Source organism: Succinimonas sp. (genome assembly GCF_045225735.1).
Classification (GTDB): Bacteria; Pseudomonadota; Gammaproteobacteria; order Enterobacterales; family Succinivibrionaceae; genus Succinimonas.
The window spans coordinates 22,890-38,848 of sequence record NZ_JBGVBR010000379.1 but is presented as its reverse complement, the minus strand read 5'-3'; the positions used below and the strand labels follow the sequence as shown (position 1 = coordinate 38,848).

16 protein-coding genes and 1 pseudogene are annotated in these 15,959 nt (G+C 50.8%); 8 read left to right on the top strand and 9 right to left on the bottom strand.

What is annotated here, in order from left to right:
• Positions 1 to 385: 385 nt before the first annotated feature.
• Positions 386 to 1,423: a class II fructose-bisphosphatase gene (glpX, locus tag ACJROR_RS13415; RefSeq protein ID WP_406043373.1), complete on the top strand. Its 1,038-nt coding sequence runs from the start codon at positions 386 to 388 to the stop codon at positions 1,421 to 1,423.
• 155 nt (positions 1,424 to 1,578) lie between these two features.
• On the opposite strand, the gene ACJROR_RS13410 is transcribed toward glpX, so the two are convergent.
• Together ACJROR_RS13410 and gpmM are read right to left on the bottom strand one after the other, a co-directional pair.
• On the bottom strand, positions 1,579 to 1,998 hold the full coding sequence (locus tag ACJROR_RS13410; protein WP_406547543.1) for an acetyl-CoA sensor PanZ family protein: 420 nt from the start codon (positions 1,996 to 1,998) through the stop codon (positions 1,579 to 1,581).
• A 297-nt stretch (positions 1,999 to 2,295) separates the two neighbouring features.
• On the bottom strand, positions 2,296 to 3,822 hold the full coding sequence (gene gpmM / locus ACJROR_RS13405) for a 2,3-bisphosphoglycerate-independent phosphoglycerate mutase (protein WP_406547541.1): 1,527 nt from the start codon (positions 3,820 to 3,822) through the stop codon (positions 2,296 to 2,298).
• 769 nt (positions 3,823 to 4,591) lie between these two features.
• On the opposite strand from gpmM, the gene ACJROR_RS13400 reads away from it, so the two are divergent.
• The 3 genes from ACJROR_RS13400 to gpsA are packed head-to-tail and all read left to right on the top strand — an operon-like array spanning position 4,592 to position 6,612.
• Complete coding sequence (locus tag ACJROR_RS13400; RefSeq protein WP_406547539.1) at positions 4,592 to 5,062, top strand: rhodanese-like domain-containing protein; 471 nt, start codon at positions 4,592 to 4,594, stop codon at positions 5,060 to 5,062.
• 51 nt (positions 5,063 to 5,113) lie between these two features.
• The gene (secB, locus tag ACJROR_RS13395; protein WP_406547537.1) at positions 5,114 to 5,605 is read left to right on the top strand and encodes a protein-export chaperone SecB; all 492 of its coding nucleotides are present in this window, start codon (positions 5,114 to 5,116) and stop codon (positions 5,603 to 5,605) included.
• Between the two features lie 8 nt (positions 5,606 to 5,613).
• Positions 5,614 to 6,612 (top strand): NAD(P)H-dependent glycerol-3-phosphate dehydrogenase, encoded by a 999-nt coding sequence (gpsA, locus tag ACJROR_RS13390; protein WP_406547535.1) that lies wholly within the window; start codon positions 5,614 to 5,616, stop codon positions 6,610 to 6,612.
• Between the two features lie 140 nt (positions 6,613 to 6,752).
• Here gpsA and ACJROR_RS13385 read toward each other — a convergent pair whose 3' ends face one another.
• Positions 6,753 to 7,343, bottom strand: coding sequence for a NifU family protein (locus ACJROR_RS13385; RefSeq protein ID WP_406043387.1), 591 nt, complete (start codon positions 7,341 to 7,343; stop codon positions 6,753 to 6,755).
• 131 nt (positions 7,344 to 7,474) lie between these two features.
• A complete protein-coding gene (locus ACJROR_RS13380; RefSeq protein WP_406043389.1) occupies positions 7,475 to 7,681 on the bottom strand; it encodes a hypothetical protein in 207 nt (68 codons plus the stop codon).
• Positions 7,682 to 8,043: 362 nt separating this feature from the next.
• Between ACJROR_RS13380 and pckA the strand changes: the two genes are divergently transcribed.
• Positions 8,044 to 9,654, top strand: coding sequence for a phosphoenolpyruvate carboxykinase (ATP) (gene pckA / locus ACJROR_RS13375; protein ID WP_406547532.1), 1,611 nt, complete (start codon positions 8,044 to 8,046; stop codon positions 9,652 to 9,654).
• A 137-nt stretch (positions 9,655 to 9,791) separates the two neighbouring features.
• Positions 9,792 to 10,259 (top strand): annotated as a pseudogene (gene greB, locus ACJROR_RS13370) (transcription elongation factor GreB); the annotation flags it as partial.
• Positions 10,260 to 10,534: 275 nt separating this feature from the next.
• Here greB and ACJROR_RS13365 read toward each other — a convergent pair.
• The 3 genes from ACJROR_RS13365 to bioH form a co-directional block, all read right to left on the bottom strand.
• Positions 10,535 to 11,452, bottom strand: a complete 918-nt coding sequence (locus ACJROR_RS13365; protein ID WP_406547530.1) for a putative metalloprotease CJM1_0395 family protein — start codon at positions 11,450 to 11,452, stop codon at positions 10,535 to 10,537.
• 10 nt (positions 11,453 to 11,462) lie between these two features.
• On the bottom strand, positions 11,463 to 11,741 hold the full coding sequence (locus ACJROR_RS13360) for a hypothetical protein (protein WP_406547529.1): 279 nt from the start codon (positions 11,739 to 11,741) through the stop codon (positions 11,463 to 11,465).
• 87 nt (positions 11,742 to 11,828) lie between these two features.
• Entirely contained in the window at positions 11,829 to 12,611 is a 783-nt protein-coding gene (gene bioH / locus ACJROR_RS13355; RefSeq protein WP_406547527.1) for a pimeloyl-ACP methyl ester esterase BioH, read from the bottom strand.
• Positions 12,612 to 12,725: 114 nt separating this feature from the next.
• Between bioH and ACJROR_RS13350 the strand changes: the two genes are divergently transcribed.
• Both ACJROR_RS13350 and ACJROR_RS13345 read left to right on the top strand, forming a co-directional pair.
• Complete coding sequence (locus tag ACJROR_RS13350; RefSeq protein ID WP_406547525.1) at positions 12,726 to 13,013, top strand: hypothetical protein; 288 nt, start codon at positions 12,726 to 12,728, stop codon at positions 13,011 to 13,013.
• 13 nt (positions 13,014 to 13,026) lie between these two features.
• On the top strand, positions 13,027 to 14,370 hold the full coding sequence (locus ACJROR_RS13345) for an ammonium transporter (protein ID WP_406547523.1): 1,344 nt from the start codon (positions 13,027 to 13,029) through the stop codon (positions 14,368 to 14,370).
• A 149-nt stretch (positions 14,371 to 14,519) separates the two neighbouring features.
• Here the strand turns inward: ACJROR_RS13345 and ACJROR_RS13340 are convergent, their stop codons facing one another.
• Positions 14,520 to 15,476 carry an Hsp33 family molecular chaperone HslO gene (locus ACJROR_RS13340; protein WP_406547522.1) on the bottom strand — a complete coding sequence of 319 codons (957 nt, stop codon included), beginning with the start codon at positions 15,474 to 15,476 and terminating at the stop codon, positions 14,520 to 14,522.
• 32 nt (positions 15,477 to 15,508) lie between these two features.
• Entirely contained in the window at positions 15,509 to 15,904 is a 396-nt protein-coding gene (hslR, locus tag ACJROR_RS13335) for a ribosome-associated heat shock protein Hsp15 (protein WP_406042551.1), read from the bottom strand.
• Positions 15,905 to 15,959: the final 55 nt, after the last annotated feature.

Here is a 15,959-nt window from a genome sequence, read left to right as displayed (position 1 = left end):
TGCGTAAATGACACCGGATTTCTGTTTTACGTAGGTAATGTTGCCTGCCATGACAGTCCTCCAAAAATGACTCATGTTATCTATATGGGATGATAACCCATATCGAGTTAAATGTCAACAAAAAAAATGCAAAAAAGTTTGAAAATATAAGGGTTTGCGGGATCATCGGGGGAGACAGTGACAACTGCTCAGGGAAGGTTGAGATTTAGGGGTGAAAATTTGATGTGACGGTGGAATAAGGGGTTACGGGTTTTTACGGGCTGTGAATAGTAACACTGCCGGAAGACATTCCGCGGTTTTCGGCGTTTTGTTTTGCAAAAAACACCAGCACAAATTAAAATTTCAGTATCCGTTTGGGGATTTTGAAGCATAGTCAGGAACTGTTATGAAACGTGAAATGTCCTTGGAGTTCTGCCGGGTAACCGAGGCAGCTGCTCTGGCCAGCTATCACTGGCTGGGAAGGGGAGATAAGAATGCCGCCGATGATGCCGCAGTGCATGCCATGCGCTATATGCTGAACGGCATTAAGATGAGCGGGGAAATTGTAATCGGGGAAGGTGAAATCGACGAAGCCCCCATGCTCTATATCGGCGAAGCGGTAGGCGAAGGCGGGGACGGCATTGACATTGCGGTGGATCCCATAGACGGCACCAGAATGACAGCTCTGGGGCAGGCAAATGCAGTAGCGGTGCTGGCAGCCTGCGATAAGGGCGGTTTTCTGAAGGCTCCTGACATGTATATGGAGAAGCTGATGGTAGGGGCCGGAGCCAAGGGCGCCATTGACCTGGAGCGACCTCTTCCGGAAAACATCGCCAGCATTTCAAAGGCTTTGGGAAAGCCCTACAGCGAACTCACCTGCGTGACCCTGGCCAAGCCGCGTCATGAAGCAGTTATTAAAATGATGCACGAAATGGGACTAAAGGTCTATGCCTTCCCGGACGGCGATGTGGCTGCTTCCATTCTTACCTGCATGCCTGACAACGATATTGATTTTCTGTACTGTATCGGCGGAGCTCCGGAAGGGGTGATAAGCGCTGCAGCGGTAAGAGCTCTGGACGGTGATATGAACGCCCGCCTGCTGCCCCGGGACGTGGCCAAGGGAGCCACTCCGGAAAATGTTGCCAAGGGCCAGGAGGAAGCAAGACGCTGCCGTGAGATGGGGATTGAACCCGGCACGGTGCTCCGCATTGAGGACATGGCGCGCAATGACAGCTCCATAATTTCCATCACCGGCATCACCGATGGAAATCTGGTTTCTGGGGTGACTCTTAACGGTTCTCTGGCCCGCACGGAAACCCTGCTTATTCGGAGCTCTTCCAGAACTATCCGCAGAATCAATTCCTTGCATCAGCTGAACAGAAAGTCCAATACTCTGTATGAGCTGGTATTTGGCAAGGAGAAGGATCAGAAGGAAGCTGAATAGCCTGAACCGGGATGGATACCCGGAGAGGCATAGCAAAAAGGGAGCCAAGAGCTCCCTTTTTCAATTCTTCGTTTTTCTAAATCCCGCAAGCGGTAACGATGAGATGAACGAGGTAAACGAGATGAAGGTGATGAATAGAAGAGACGAATAACGAGCTAATCGTTGTCCGAGTCATCTTCATCAAAATCTTCCCGGTAGATAAACACCAGGGGATCCTCGGGGGACTGGATGAATCCCTGCATTTCCAGGAAGTAAATCATGCCGTCCTGTTCATTTACCGGAACAGACTTGATGTCGAAGGAAACCGCATCAAAGCCGCTTTCGATAATGTAAGCGCAGGTTTCTTCTATAAGGTACTTGCCAACGCCTCTTCTTCTGGTAATATCCCGAACCTTGAGGTAGACAATGTTATCGTTTTTGGATACTGAAATGCCCACGACACCGTCATTGAATACGGCCAGGTGCACATCTCCCATTTTTTTGAGTTCTTGATAAGCAAGCGGTGTGATGAGCTTGTTAAGACTTTTTTCCCATAACGCTTCCGGAGCATGGTTATGGAAAACTGTTAATCGCATATTCCTGTTTTCCTAAAGATATCAACAGGTCTCCGCCGTCTGAAACAGAGACCGCCCCGTAAAATATAAACCATATTTAAAACCAGATCCATAAGAGCGGTAAATTTTATATCCATTTTGCGGAGTAGGTCTGCGATGCAGGGTTTTTGAGATACAGGATTGCGGAGCAGGGAGAGTAACAAGGCCGGGAGGGAGCAACAGGGGTGATAAAAAAGCGCCTCCAAAAAGGAGACGCTTTTAGGTTTGGTTAAGACGTTTGATTACGTCTGCTCCTGACAGCGGTTAGCCCGTCAGAGGTTATACCAGCTTAAAGAGCGGCTTTCCGGTCATTTCAGCCGGGATCTCCATGCCGGTCAGGGAGAGAATGGTAGGAGCCAGATCTGACAGTCTGCCGCCCTCCACAGCCTCGGCCTTTCTGCCAAAGTAAATTAAAGGTACCGGAAGATTGGTGTGCGCGGTGTAGGCTACGCCGGTTTCCAGATCCTTCATGCGTTCAGCATTGCCGTGGTCAGCGGTAATAAGGCATTCGCCGCCTACCTTCTTCAGGGATTCAATAACGCGGCCGATGCAGTGATCCACGGCCTCGCAGGCCTTGACAGCGGCTTCGTAAACACCGGTGTGGCCAACCATGTCGCCATTAGGATAGTTGCAGATAATAACATCGTACTTGGCGCTTTCGATAGCGGCGCAGAGCTTGTCGGTAAGCTCCTCGGAGCTCATCTCAGGCTGCAGGTCGTAGGTGGCTACCTTGGGGCTCTGTACCAGAATGCGATCTTCTCCCGGGAACACGGTTTCCACGCCGCCGTTGAAGAAGAAGGTAACGTGGGCGTACTTCTCGGTTTCGGAGATTCTGAGCTGGGTCTTGCCGTGCTTGGAGAGCCATTCGCCCAGGGTGTTAACCAGATCCTCGGGAGGATAGGCGCAGGCGGCATGGATGTCAGTGGCGTATTCGGTCAGCATTACGAAGTTCAGGGCCGGACGAACCTTGCGTTCAAAGCCGGTGAAATCATCATTGGCGAAGGCGCGGGAAATCTGACGGGCGCGGTCGGCGCGGAAGTTCATGAAAAGCAGGGTATCGCCGTCGTTCATCTTCACGGGCTCGCCGATAACGGAGGCCTTGATGAACTCATCGTTTTCATCACGGGCATAAGCGGCATTGAGAGCATCGGTGGCAGAGGCAAACGGCTCAAATCCGGAAACAGCCTGGGTAAGGAGATCGTAAGCCTGCTCCACGCGATCCCAGCGGTTGTCTCTGTCCATGGCATAGTAACGGCCCACCATGGAGGCAAAACGGCCTACTCCCAGCTCCTTGAACAGGGCTTCAAAGCCATCAATGGAGCTCTGAGCGCTTCTGGGCGGCACATCGCGGCCGTCGGTGAAAGCGTGGAAATAAACCTTCTTTACGCCCTTCTGAGCCAAGAGCTTAAAGGCAGCCTTGATCTGATCTTCATGGCTGTGCACGCCGCCCGGAGACATGAGTCCCATTACATGAACGGCACCGTCCTTGGCCATGGTGGCGTCAATGGCTTCGTTAAAGGCCTTGTTGGTGAAGAAATCACCATCGCTGATGGACTTGGCGATCTTAGTGAGATCCTGATAAACAATACGGCCGGCGCCGATATTGGTATGACCTACCTCGGAGTTGCCCATCTGACCGTCAGGAAGGCCGACATCAATGCCTGAAGCCTGAATGTCGGTGCTGGCATAGTTCTGAGCCAGAGCATCCAGATTCGGGGTATTGGCATTTGCCACAGCGTTAAATTCCTTGACCGGATTGTCGCCCCAGCCGTCCATGATTATGAGTGCAAAAGGTTTCTTTGCCATTTTTGTTCCTTCCTGATAGTGACGGTGCATGAGCACCTTTTTCCAGCAGGTATTTTACACCAAAACCGGGGCTGTTACGCAGGGGGGCGGGATATTGCGGGCGGTGAATGGCGGCAGGGAAAAAGGGAGGTGCGGGATGTCGCTTTCAAGAAGGAACGGCAAAGCGTATAAAGCAAGGCAAAAGAATTCTTTCTGCGGAATTTACCGCTTAATGGGGAACGTCTCATAAAAAAAGGACATGCTTCAGGAGAAACATGTCCAAAAAGTATGTTTGAGAGAAACATACAAATTCTGCAAAACTCAAAAACCGGAAAACAGGAGCTCATTCAGGAAAGCCGTTTTCTTTCGGACACTGACGTTGAAAGCGGGAGCCAATTCCCGGCAGAAGTCATCACAGTGTCTCAGGCATCTTTGCTTGCTGCTTAAATGAACTCCTTTTGAATCTGTCACTTGTTATGTTAAATAATACTGTCACAATTGTTCATGTGATGGATTTTGCGGGTGATTTTTCTTGAAGAAGATCAAATTTTTAATATATTTCCATTAGATAAACTCATAACGAATACTTCTGATACTGTTAAGACTCGTGAAAAACATTGCGTGTCGGGGATAATCGGAGATGATCGCTGCATAACCTGACAGTATTTCTGCGGTTTGAAGCTTTACGATGCTGAAAACAGGGCCGGTGCTTTTGCGGCCTTTGATCTGTTTTGAATAGTACGTCTCGGTATGTTATCATGCCGGGGTATTTTGAGGCAGGACAATAATTATGAATGAAACAGCTGAAGCTCTTTCCTTCGGAACGGAGCTTATGAACTTTGCCACCAATCATTTTCTGATGACATTAATCTGGGTGATGGGCTTCGCATACCTCATCTGGCTTCAGATAAACATTATGATAGACGGCATTAAATCGGTGGATCACAATAAGATGGCCTTCCTGATGAACAGTCAGGGGGTGGGCATTGTTGATATCAGAAGCAGTGATGACTATAAGAAGGGACATATTCCGGGCTCCGTTTCGGTTACCGTTTCCGAGATTGAGAAGCAGAACTTTTCCCTTATCGAAAAGTACCGCAATGCCGGCGTGGTGATAGTGGGCAAGACCTACGGCGATGCCGAAGCCTATAATTGTGCGAAAGTTCTTAAAAAGAACGGTTTTAAAAATACATTTCTGCTGGACGGTGGTATCCTTGACTGGAACGGCAGCGGGCTTCCCACTGCTACTGGCAGCAAATGATAAGTTTTGTTTTTCAAGCGTAGTTTTGTAAGTAAGATTTAGGAAAAAATAATGGCTGAAAATAACAGCAATGTAAATGACACCGGGGCTAAGAATCCGGCTTTTGACATCATCAGACTCTATGTCAAGGATCTCTCCCTGGAGACTCCGAACACCCCGGATATTTTCAGAAAGGAATGGAAGCCTGAGACCAAGCTCGATATTGACGTCAAGCACAGATCCATTGACGAACCGAACCATGTATATGAAGTAGTGCTGCGCATTACCGCCACTGTTGCCATTGGTGAGGACACCGCTTTTTTGGCTGAGGTAAATCAGGCTGGTATTTTCCACATTGAGAACTTCCCGGATAATCAGCTTAATCATATGCTTAATGCCTTCATTCCCGGCATTCTTTTCCCGTATGCCCGGGAGCTTATTTCCGATCTCAGCAACAGAGCCAGTTTCCCTCCTCTTAACCTCGCTCCGATCAATTTTGATGCCATTTACGCTCAGAGATTGCAGCAGGCTCAGCAGGCACAGGCTCCGGCTGAAGAAAAGTAATATCTGACATGAAGTATGCAGTGTCAATAATAGGGGCGGGATCTTATGGAACCGCCCTTGCTGTATCCTTAACGAGAAACGGTAAAAGAGTGCTGCTCTGGTCCCGGGAGGAGGATTGCGTTCGCGACATGCGAGAATCCCGCGCCAACAGCGTTTTTTTACCGGGGATTACCTTTCCGGAGACTCTGGATGTTACCGGCAGTCTCGAAGAAGCCATGTCCGGTTCCGACATTATTCTCCTGGCAGTTCCCAGTAAAGCCTTCGGCGAGGTGCTCAGGAATCTGAAGCCCTTTATGACTTCGCGTCACAAGCTAGTCTGGGCCACCAAGGGACTGGAAAGCGGCACCGGAAGACTGCTAAGCGATGTTGCCGAGGAGATTCTCGGCAGCGGCATTCCCTTTGCTGTGATCTCCGGCCCCACATTTGCCAAAGAGCTGGCCACAGGGCTTCCCACGGCCATTGCGGTATCCGGGAATAATGATGCCTTCATAAGAGAGTTTTCCGAAATCATTCATTCCAGCAAGAATTTCCGGGTTTATCCCAATCCGGATTTTATCGGAGTGCAGATCGGTGGCACGGTTAAAAACGTCATTGCCATCGGTACCGGACTCTCCGATGGTCTGGGCTTCGGAGCCAATGCCAGAACTGCTCTTATCACCAGAGGGCTCGTTGAAATGCAGCGGCTGGGCGTGGCCATGGGAGCCAAACCGGTGACCTTTATGGGCATGGCCGGGCTGGGGGATCTGGTTCTTACCTGCACTGACAATCAGTCCCGTAACCGCAGATTCGGGCTGGCTCTGGGGCAGGGCGTTTCCCCGGAGGAGGCTATGAAGACCATTGGTCAGGCGGTGGAGGGCTGGTATAACACCAAGGAGGTGCATGCCCTTTCCCAGAAGCTCAAGGTGGACATGCCCATCTGCGAGGAAATCTATCAGGTGCTCTTTAATGGGAAGTCTGCCAAGGATGCCACAGCCACATTGCTGGCACGACGCATGAAGGATGAGTGACGGGAAAGCTGCATTGGCAGCTCATTGGTGAAAGGCGTGATTTTCAGCTGCAGCTGAGATGAAAAATAAAAAGGCCCCGGTTTCGGGGCTTTTTCATGTTCATGGGCGGGATCAGCTTTGGCCTGCTCTGAGGAATCCCGTCATTTTGCCAGAGTGTAGGTTCTTTCAGTTACCTCGTGCTTCGTGGCATCCACCACTTCCTTAACCATTCCGGGAAAGGCCTGCTTCAGATTGGCTTCAATGCCGTCCTTCAGGGTCATGTTTGCCATGGAACAGCCCTTGCAGCCGCCTGAGAATACGACGCTCACCACGCCATCGGGGGTAACATCGGTAATTACGGCGGAGCCGCCGTGGTCGGCCAGAGAAGGATTTATGGTTTTGCGCATATAATCCTCCAGCTTGTCTCTGAGGGGAGCGTCCTCGGGAACATTCATGGTCTTCAGCTTCGGGGCCTTGAAGGTCAGAGTGCCATGTCCCTTTTCATCTGCCTCGTAATCGATAATCGCTTCCTCCAGGTACGGCTGGCTCATGCGATCTACTACAAGCTTAAAGCCGGAACGCTCAAAAACATCATCCTGAAAGGAGATGGATTTTTTGGGACAGTACAGTATGCCGCATTCCACCCCGGGAGTTCCGGGGTTTGACACGAAAACCCGAATGCCCGTTTCGGGAGGCTGCTTTTTGAGCAGAACGCGGAAATATTCTTCCGCTTTTTCGGTAATGGTAATCATTTGGTTAGGCTCGGTGGTTAATTAAAGAAGAATGCCGTAAAATCCCGGAACAACGCCGGGTAATCAGTCCCCCGCCGAAAAAAAGAAGCGGGAAACCTTCCCGCCCCTTTCATTATAGCTGGCTCTGAGAACTATACGCCGTGGGGCTCATCCTCGCCGTTTACCCCGTTGTCGTTAACATGGGGTTTCAGCTTGTAGGATACGAAATTGCCATCCGCATCGCGCTGCATGGTAATGTCGCCGCCGTCGGTGAGCATCGCCTTGACTGCGGTAACGTCGTTTTTAAGTTCCTTGAGAAGCTTCAGGATTTCTGCGAGTTCTGCGTTATTGTCTGCCATATCTGTTTCCTCGGTGTTATCTCTATTTGATTTTGATGCCTCCGCCGGAATGTTTCCCGTAATCTAGGGAGCCCGGACAGCGGCGTTAACTTTTTTCGGTGCAGATTCTGCCATAATACGGAACTGTTATAAAGGGGTATGCCGGGAATTTTTATCAAATCAGCGTCTGAGTCAGCTTTAATGTCTGACATTGAGCTCCCGGCATTCGGACTGGAATAACATGATTTCACAGCGAGTGCCGCGCGTCACCTTTTTTTGGATAAACCTGCCATATATAAATAGACTAAACCATGAGGATCCCTTACAATCTGTCATGGTCTTTTTTTAATTTTTTGCTGTTAAAGATGGGAGATAATTCATCCATGGCATTTGATAAGAAGGTACTTGAAAAGTACGGCATCACCGGCGCAACCGAGGTTCTTTACAATCCTTCCTACGAGGTTCTTTTCAATGAGGAAACCAAGGAAGGTCTTACCGGATATGATGTAGGTCAGGAAACCGAGCTTGGCGCAATCAACGTAATGACAGGTGTTTACACTGGCCGTTCTCCTAAGGATAAGTTCATCGTTGATGATGAAAATTCCCATGATACCGTTTGGTGGACCAGCCCTGAATATCCTAACGACAACCATCGCGCTACCAAGGAAGCCTGGGATGCCGTTAAAGATCTTGCCAAGAAGGAACTTTCCAACAAGAAACTTTATGTTGTAGACGGCTTCTGCGGTGCCAACAAGGACACCCGCATGAAGGTGCGCTTCATCGTTGAGGTAGCCTGGCAGGCTCATTTCGTAACCAACATGTTCATTCGTCCTCAGACCGAGGCTGATTTTGAGCAGGAGCCTGACTTCATTGTTTACAATGCTTCCAAGGCTAAGGTTGAGAACTTCAAGGAGCTGGGCCTCAATTCTGAAACCGCAGTGGTATTCAATGTAACCACCAAGGAACAGGTTATCCTTAACACTTGGTACGGCGGTGAAATGAAGAAGGGCATGTTCTCCATGATGAACTACTACCTGCCGCTGAAGGGCATTGCCGCTATGCACTGCTCCGCTAACTGCGACATGAACGGTGAAAATACCGCTATCTTCTTCGGACTTTCCGGCACCGGCAAGACCACCCTTTCCACCGATCCTAAGCGTAAGCTCATCGGCGACGACGAGCACGGCTGGGACGATAACGGCGTGTTCAACTTCGAAGGCGGCTGCTATGCCAAGGTTATCAACCTGGACAAGGATTCCGAGCCGGATATCTACAATGCCATCCGCCGCGACGCTCTCCTTGAGAACGTAACCGTTGCCGCTGATGGCAAGATTGACTTCGCTGATAAGAAGGTAACTGAAAACACCCGTGTTTCCTATCCTATCTATCACATCAAGAACATTGTTCGTCCGGTTTCCTCCGCTCCGGCAGCCAAGCAGGTAATCTTCCTGTCTGCTGATGCCTTCGGCGTACTGCCTCCGGTATCCATCCTGGACAAGGGCCAGACTCAGTACTACTTCCTCTCCGGCTTCACCGCCAAGCTGGCTGGCACCGAAAGAGGCATTACCGAGCCTACCCCGACCTTCTCCGCTTGCTTCGGTCAGGCCTTCCTGGAGCTCCATCCTACCAAGTACGGCGAAGAGCTGGTTAAGCACATGGAAAAGAGCGGCGCCAAGGCTTACCTGGTAAATACCGGCTGGAACGGCACCGGCAAGCGTATCTCCATTAAGGATACCCGCGGCATTATCGATGCTATTCTCAACCACAGCATCGACCAAGCTGAGACCAAGGTTATCCCTATCTTCAACTTTGTAGTTCCTACCAAGCTTGAAGGTGTTGATACCAACATTCTCGACCCGCGCAACACCTATGATGATCCTGCTAAGTGGGAAGAAAAGGCCAAGGATCTGGCTGGCCGCTTCGTTAAGAACTTCAAGAAGTACGAAGGCAATGAAGCAGGCAAGGCTCTGGTAGCTTCCGGCCCGCAGCTCTAATCAGCTAAGACCTGATTTTTAACAGGAGAGGCCACCGCAAGGTGGCTTCTTTATTTATAATGAGGTGCTTTAAGAGTCGTTTTGTTTAATCTTGTAAAAGGTAAGAATGTGAGGGGCAAGAAAAGGAGGAGAGCAGTATGAGCATCTATGTAACCAGAGACGGACTCGCTCTTATAAAGCAGGAATTCAATGATATCTGGACAAATATTCGCCCCGAGGTCACTAAAAAACTGGCCTGGGCCGCTTCCCTGGGAGACCGCAGCGAAAATGCCGATTATCAGTACAATAAAAAGCTTCTGAGAGAAATAGACATCTACATAAAGAAGAGGTCGGATATTATTCGAGATGCGGAAGTGCTGGATCGCAGCGCCGAGGGCATTAAAAAGAAGAAGGTGTTTTTCGGGGCCTATGTGGAAATTGAGAATGATGACGGGGAAATAAAGCATTTTCGGATTGTAGGCGCTCCGGAGGTTTACGGCCGCAAGGGGTATATCTCCCTGCAGAGTCCTATGGCCCGGGGGCTTATAAATCACGAGATCGATGATGAGGCGGTGGTTGTCACCCCCCGGGGCAAGGTTTCCTGGTACATTAACCGCATCTCATACCAGCATGAGGAATGGTTTGGTCCGGAGGATAAGCCGGTATTTCAGTTCTGCAGTACTGCGGAATACCGGAAAACGGAGATCCTGAGCGATGAGGAAATTCAGAAATCCCGGGAGGAGTATCTGAAGCTTCTGGCCAAACAGAGCGAAGCTAAAAGCCATTAGCGTAAGAAAAGGCCGTTAGCGAAAACTTGTTCAGATCTGCTAACAGAAAACAAAAAGGCACCTCCCTTTGATTGTGGTTTTCTCAATGGGGAGATGCCGTTACAAAAACAAGTTCAGGCTACAGCCCGAAATCCTCCATAGCTTTCATTGGTGTTCTGACCGGAGCTCAGGCCATAGGCTCTTTTCATTCTGGCAAAGCCGCGGTTTTCTGACGAGAGATCCTTCATGTTTGCGGCATCGTCTTTGTTGCTGCTGTCACCTTTATCCGCAGTCTTTGCAGCGTTTTCCGAATCTGCTGTTTCCCGGGATTTCCCGGCATCGTCCTTGCTATCAGTCTTTCCGGAAGTATCCTCGGCAAGCTCACGCCGGGCTTCTGCTTCCTTCATGGCCGCTTCTGCCGCTACCTTGCGATCCTGTCCGGAGGGTTCCTGAGGAGCTAAGGCCGCTCTTTGCACCTGCTGCATTTTGGCGATGGTCTTTTCCGGGGTGTCTTCCTTGCTTACGGAGATCTGCACCTCGCCATCGGTGATGTATTTTTTGCCGTCAGGGCCGGTTTCGTAGGAATAGGAAGGACTGGAGGCATACTGGCCGCCGGTGGCTTTGTGCTGCTCCTCATGAACCCTTACTTCCTGATCCCGGGCCTTCATATCGTCTACCACGGCCTGCTCGGCATCAGTAAGCTGGGTGCCGTCAGGCTTCTTGGCATTTTGTCCTATGAGAGAATTGCTTTCCTCGCCTTCCTGAGCATTACCGTCCTGATTCTTGCCCTGAGAGTTCCTGACATCTTTCTCTTCAGCCTTCCTGACATCGTTTTCCGCGCGGGCCTGCGCCTCCGGACTTATGGATACCACATCCGGAACCGGTTTGGTGAGAGGGGAATAGCCGTTTTCCGCTTTGGCTTCGCTGCCGTTACTGACATCTGTTCCGGCGACATAAGCGGCCTTGGAGGATTTTGCGGCACTGAAATCCATGCTGTCCATGGTCTTCTGATAGCTGTGGAGCGCCAGCGCGGTACCGTGAATTACGTTCATAGCCGACCTCTCATACCCTGATATCAAGGAGTGTGCCAATAGTGTCATAACCGGCAGAAATAACCTTGGCTCCGGCCCGGGCATATATTTCGCCCTGTTTCAGAGCGGCGATGCTTTCTTCGGGACTCCTGATTGCGGATACTTCATCAGCTTCTGAAGCTTCCGGATTCTGCGAACTATGCGTAACGTTCAGATGGGCCAGATCCGCGGCGCTTCTGTTAATCAGAGACTGCGCATTCTGAAAGCCGCGTATGCCGTTTTGCATTATGGACATGCTGCCGATATTCATAGGGCCTCCGATTGTTTGCTGATCACATGCTGATTACAGACACTGCCACGTATTAATTGTACAAAAAATGAGCAATTTTCCCCAGAACTATGTTCCATATTTGTCGAGGAAGTCTAAAAGTACTTTTCTGAAGTTATCCGGTTCTGAAATAAACGGAGCATGAGAGCTGTTTTTGAATATGTGAATCAGGGAATGCTCATTTACCGGCCAAATGGTGCTGCCCTGGTACGGCACCAGACGATCCTTTTGGCCGTAAATGTGGAGGCAAGGGCATTCTATGCGGGTCAGGCAGCCTCTGAGATCCTCATCGGCCAGAGTTTTAAGGCCGGCTTGAAGCTCGTAATAAGAGGGCAGGGGAGAATCCTTTAAAAGCTCTTTGATTTCCCGGATATCGTTTTTCATGGTCGGGGAACCCATGGCCTGCAGGGACAGAAAACGATCAATTACGCGATAGACATTATCCTGACTGAGAATCCCCTGAAGCTTCTTAAGGAGCTCCGGATCCGTGCCGGGCCAGCGTTCCTCGGGCAATGAAGTAAAGCGGGGAGAACTGGATACGGTGATGAGAGCCTGAACCCTTGAGGGATTCATGATGGTGTAACGGAGAGCCAGAATGCCCCCGAGAGACCATCCGAAGAGAATCACGTTTTCAGGCAGCGTATCCTCCAGATTTGCCATGGTGCCCTGAGTTCTGTTGGCGGGAATGGCGTTATTGAGACCATACCCTGGGAGATCCACCAGAATAACCCGGAACCGGGAGCTGAGACAGGGAATTATGCTATGGAAGACAGCTCCGGAGAACCCCCAGCCGTGGAGCATGACAATTCTTTTTCCTTCCGGATTGCCGAATTCATGTGTTTTGAGCTTCATATTGCCTCCTGAGCCAGGTTGTTTCCGCTAAGAAACTTTGCGGGGGAGAGCCGACTGTTATCTTTCTTGCCTGTTTCTTAAAGCATATCGCTTTTTCCGGCGGGATAAAAGAAATTGCGCGGTGTTTGGTTCCTGCCGGTACTGCCGGCGGGAACAGGGCGGCTTATTTTCATGATTTTTCCCGGAGATCCGGCATTGTTCGGTTTTCTGAAAAGTATCCGTTTCGGTGCATTTTTCGAGGAGGAACGCCTGTTTTCAGTGCAGATTCTGAGAAGTTGCATTTTTTTCCGAGGATTATGCCGGATGATCCGCCTTTTTCTCCTGCCGGCGGTGCATAAAAACTTAGTTTTGCAGTTGGCAAGGTTGTTGCATTACTTTGAAAAACATGAGTTGGATCACTAAATTGGAGGAAAATATGAGACGCGGAAGTTTACTGACGTTTCTGCTATTAATGACAGGAGCCATGGATATTGCCGGAGCCGAAGAGCTTGCCGAAGCGGCGGAAACCGGGGCGGCGGGACAGCTCAGCCTGGTGGATAACTGCTTTGTGATGATCTGCGCCGCCCTGGTAATCCTGATGTCCGTCCCGGGCATTGCTCTCTTTTACGGCGGTCTGGTGAGAGTAAAGAACATGCTGTCTCTGCTGACTCAGACAGCTATGGCCTTTTCTCTGATGTTTGTGCTCTGGGCCTTATTTGGCTATTCTCTGAGCTTTGGCACTAACGGCAGCGAGTTTCTGAACAACTTTGTAGGAAACTTCGATAAGTTCATGATGATGGGGGTTCTTCCGGACAACCTTAACGGAACCCTTTCGGATTTTACCTTCTTTTCCTTTCAGGGGGCCTTTGCCGGAATAACCGCCTGTCTCATACTGGGCTCATTTGCCGAGCGCATAAAGTTCAGCGCCCTGATTTTTGTGCTGGTTTTCTGGTTTGCCCTGTCCTACATCCCGCTCTGCCACATGGTATGGGGCGGCGGCTATGTTGACAGCGCCTGGCACGCCTGGGATTTTGCCGGCGGCACCGTGGTTCATATCAATGCGGCCGTATGCGCGCTGGTGGGCGCATATTTCAGCGGCAACAGAATCGGCTTCGGGAGAGAACGCATGGCTCCTCACAGTCTGGTAATGACCATGATCGGAGCCTCATTGCTCTGGGTAGGCTGGTTTGGCTTTAACGCCGGTTCCGAGCTTTCTCCGGACGGCGTGGCAGCTCTGGCCTTTGCCAACACCTGCGTGGCTCCTGCTGCGGCCGCTCTTTCCTGGCTGTTTTTGGAATGGATTTTCCAGGGAAAGCCCTCTCTCCTGGGTATCTGCTCCGGAGCAGTGGCCGGTCTTGTGGCCATAACCCCAGCCTGCGCCTTTGTAAGCATTGGCGGAGCTTTGATAATCGGTCTGACTGCAGGAGCTGTCTGCCTCTGGGGCGTGCACGGATTAAAGAAGCTGCTCAGAGTTGACGATTCTCTGGACGTGTTCGGTGTGCATGGCGTTGGCGGTATTGCAGGAGCTCTTCTTACCGGAATACTTTGTTCTCCTGATTTCGGCGGCACCGGCTTCAAGGAGGGCTGGGACAGTATCGGCGGTCAGTTTGCGGGACAGCTGGTTTCTGTAATCATCACCATTGTTGTCAGCGGCGTGGTTTCTGTTATTGGTTTCCTTATTGCCGATAAGCTCTTCCATGGCGTCAGAGTTTCTCAGGACGAGGAACGGGAAGGCCTGGATCTCTCCTGGCACGGAGAAAGAGCCTACAACCTTATTTAATCCCTGCGGGGCTCTGGTGTTTGCCGGGGCCTTTGCAGAAATAATAAAAAGGAGCGGCCGGAGCTGCTCCTTTATTGTTTTGATTCTGGGAGACTGTAATTTCCCCTGTGTTTCGCAGTGTCAGATTCCGCGGGAGTGTCCTCGGGAATCTATTTTGATTCGGTTTTCTCTGCTTTCTCCGCTTCCTGTTTCCGGGCTTCTTCTATGATGCTTTGAGCCTCCTCAGGAGAATAGGAAAAGGTTTTGCCGCAGGACTGGCAGTTTACGGTGATTGAGCCCTGTTCCCGGATGATATCCTCGAGAGCGGCGGCTCCCAGACAAACCAGACTTTCCCGGAAGTGTTCCCGGGAACAGACGCACTTCATGAAAACCGGCTTGGGAGGAAAGGTGTTTACGGATTCCTGATGGAAGAGGCGGTACAGCACGTCATCGCATTCCAGGGCCAGAATTTCCCCTTCCGTCATGCTGTCTGTCAGGGTGGCGATGTGGTGAAAATCTGATTCCAGCTTTTCCGGATTGTCAGTGGGCAGCTTCTGCAGGAGAATTCCCGCAGCCTTTACAGAATCAGGGTCGCAGTAGAGCCAGACCCGGGTTTCAATCTGCACGGAGTTCCGATAGTAATCCTCGATGCATTCATTGAGATGGTCATGAGTGAGATCGATGATGCCCTGATAGCGGGCTCCCGCTTCGGGAATAATGGTGATGGTAAGAACCGGATCCTTTCCCAGCAGCTTTGTCCAGTGGCAGAATTCATCGACATCCCCGTTCCAGGAAGCCAGACCGCGGGTTTCCTGCTTCTCGTTGCTGTTGATGTAGGCATAGACGAGGTCGCCGTTACCGCGGAGCTGCAGCATGATGCTGCCCTGGAATTTCACGGTTTCGGTCATGAGGGTGATGGCAGCCTGCATTTCCCCCATGAGCCTTCTGATATTGCGGGGGTAGGCATGATCCGCTATGAGGCTCCGGTAGGCCTGACAGGTCTGAACTATTTCTCCTCGGATGTCTTTTTCGTTAAAAATAAAGCGCTTTATGGTATCAAAGCTGCCAGGCGCTGGCGAGCCGGTGTTGTTAGCAGCACTATGAGCCGTGTTATTTTCAGCAGTCATTGGTTATTCCTCGAAATTGCCATGCAGAGGATTCACTCCGCAGCATGCTTGAAACTGATGAGAGTTCTTCTTTCCTTCTTGTTGGGTCTGTCATCCGGATGTGGTGCCAGCAGGGCGTTTATGCGGTGGAGCTCGGCATTCTTTTCCCGTTTTTCCCGGCTTTCCTGAGTCTCCTCGTAAAGAAGCTGTGCCAGAGATGCCTGACGCCTGACATCGCTGATGCCGCGGACGATAACCTCAAGTTCATTGAAGCCCTGTCTCAGAGTGATGCGGGCTCCGGTTTCCACCAGCCGTCCCGGTTTGACGTGATAGCCGTTGTAGCGCACCTTGCCGCCGTCTATCATGTCCCGGGCAATGGATCTTGTTCTGTAGAACCGGGCTGCCCAGAGCCATTTGTCGAGACGGACTTCGCTGGTATTCTCTTCCATGGATTCTCCCTGATGGGCTTTTGACCCTGCAAATTGATGTCGCTGATTATAGCAC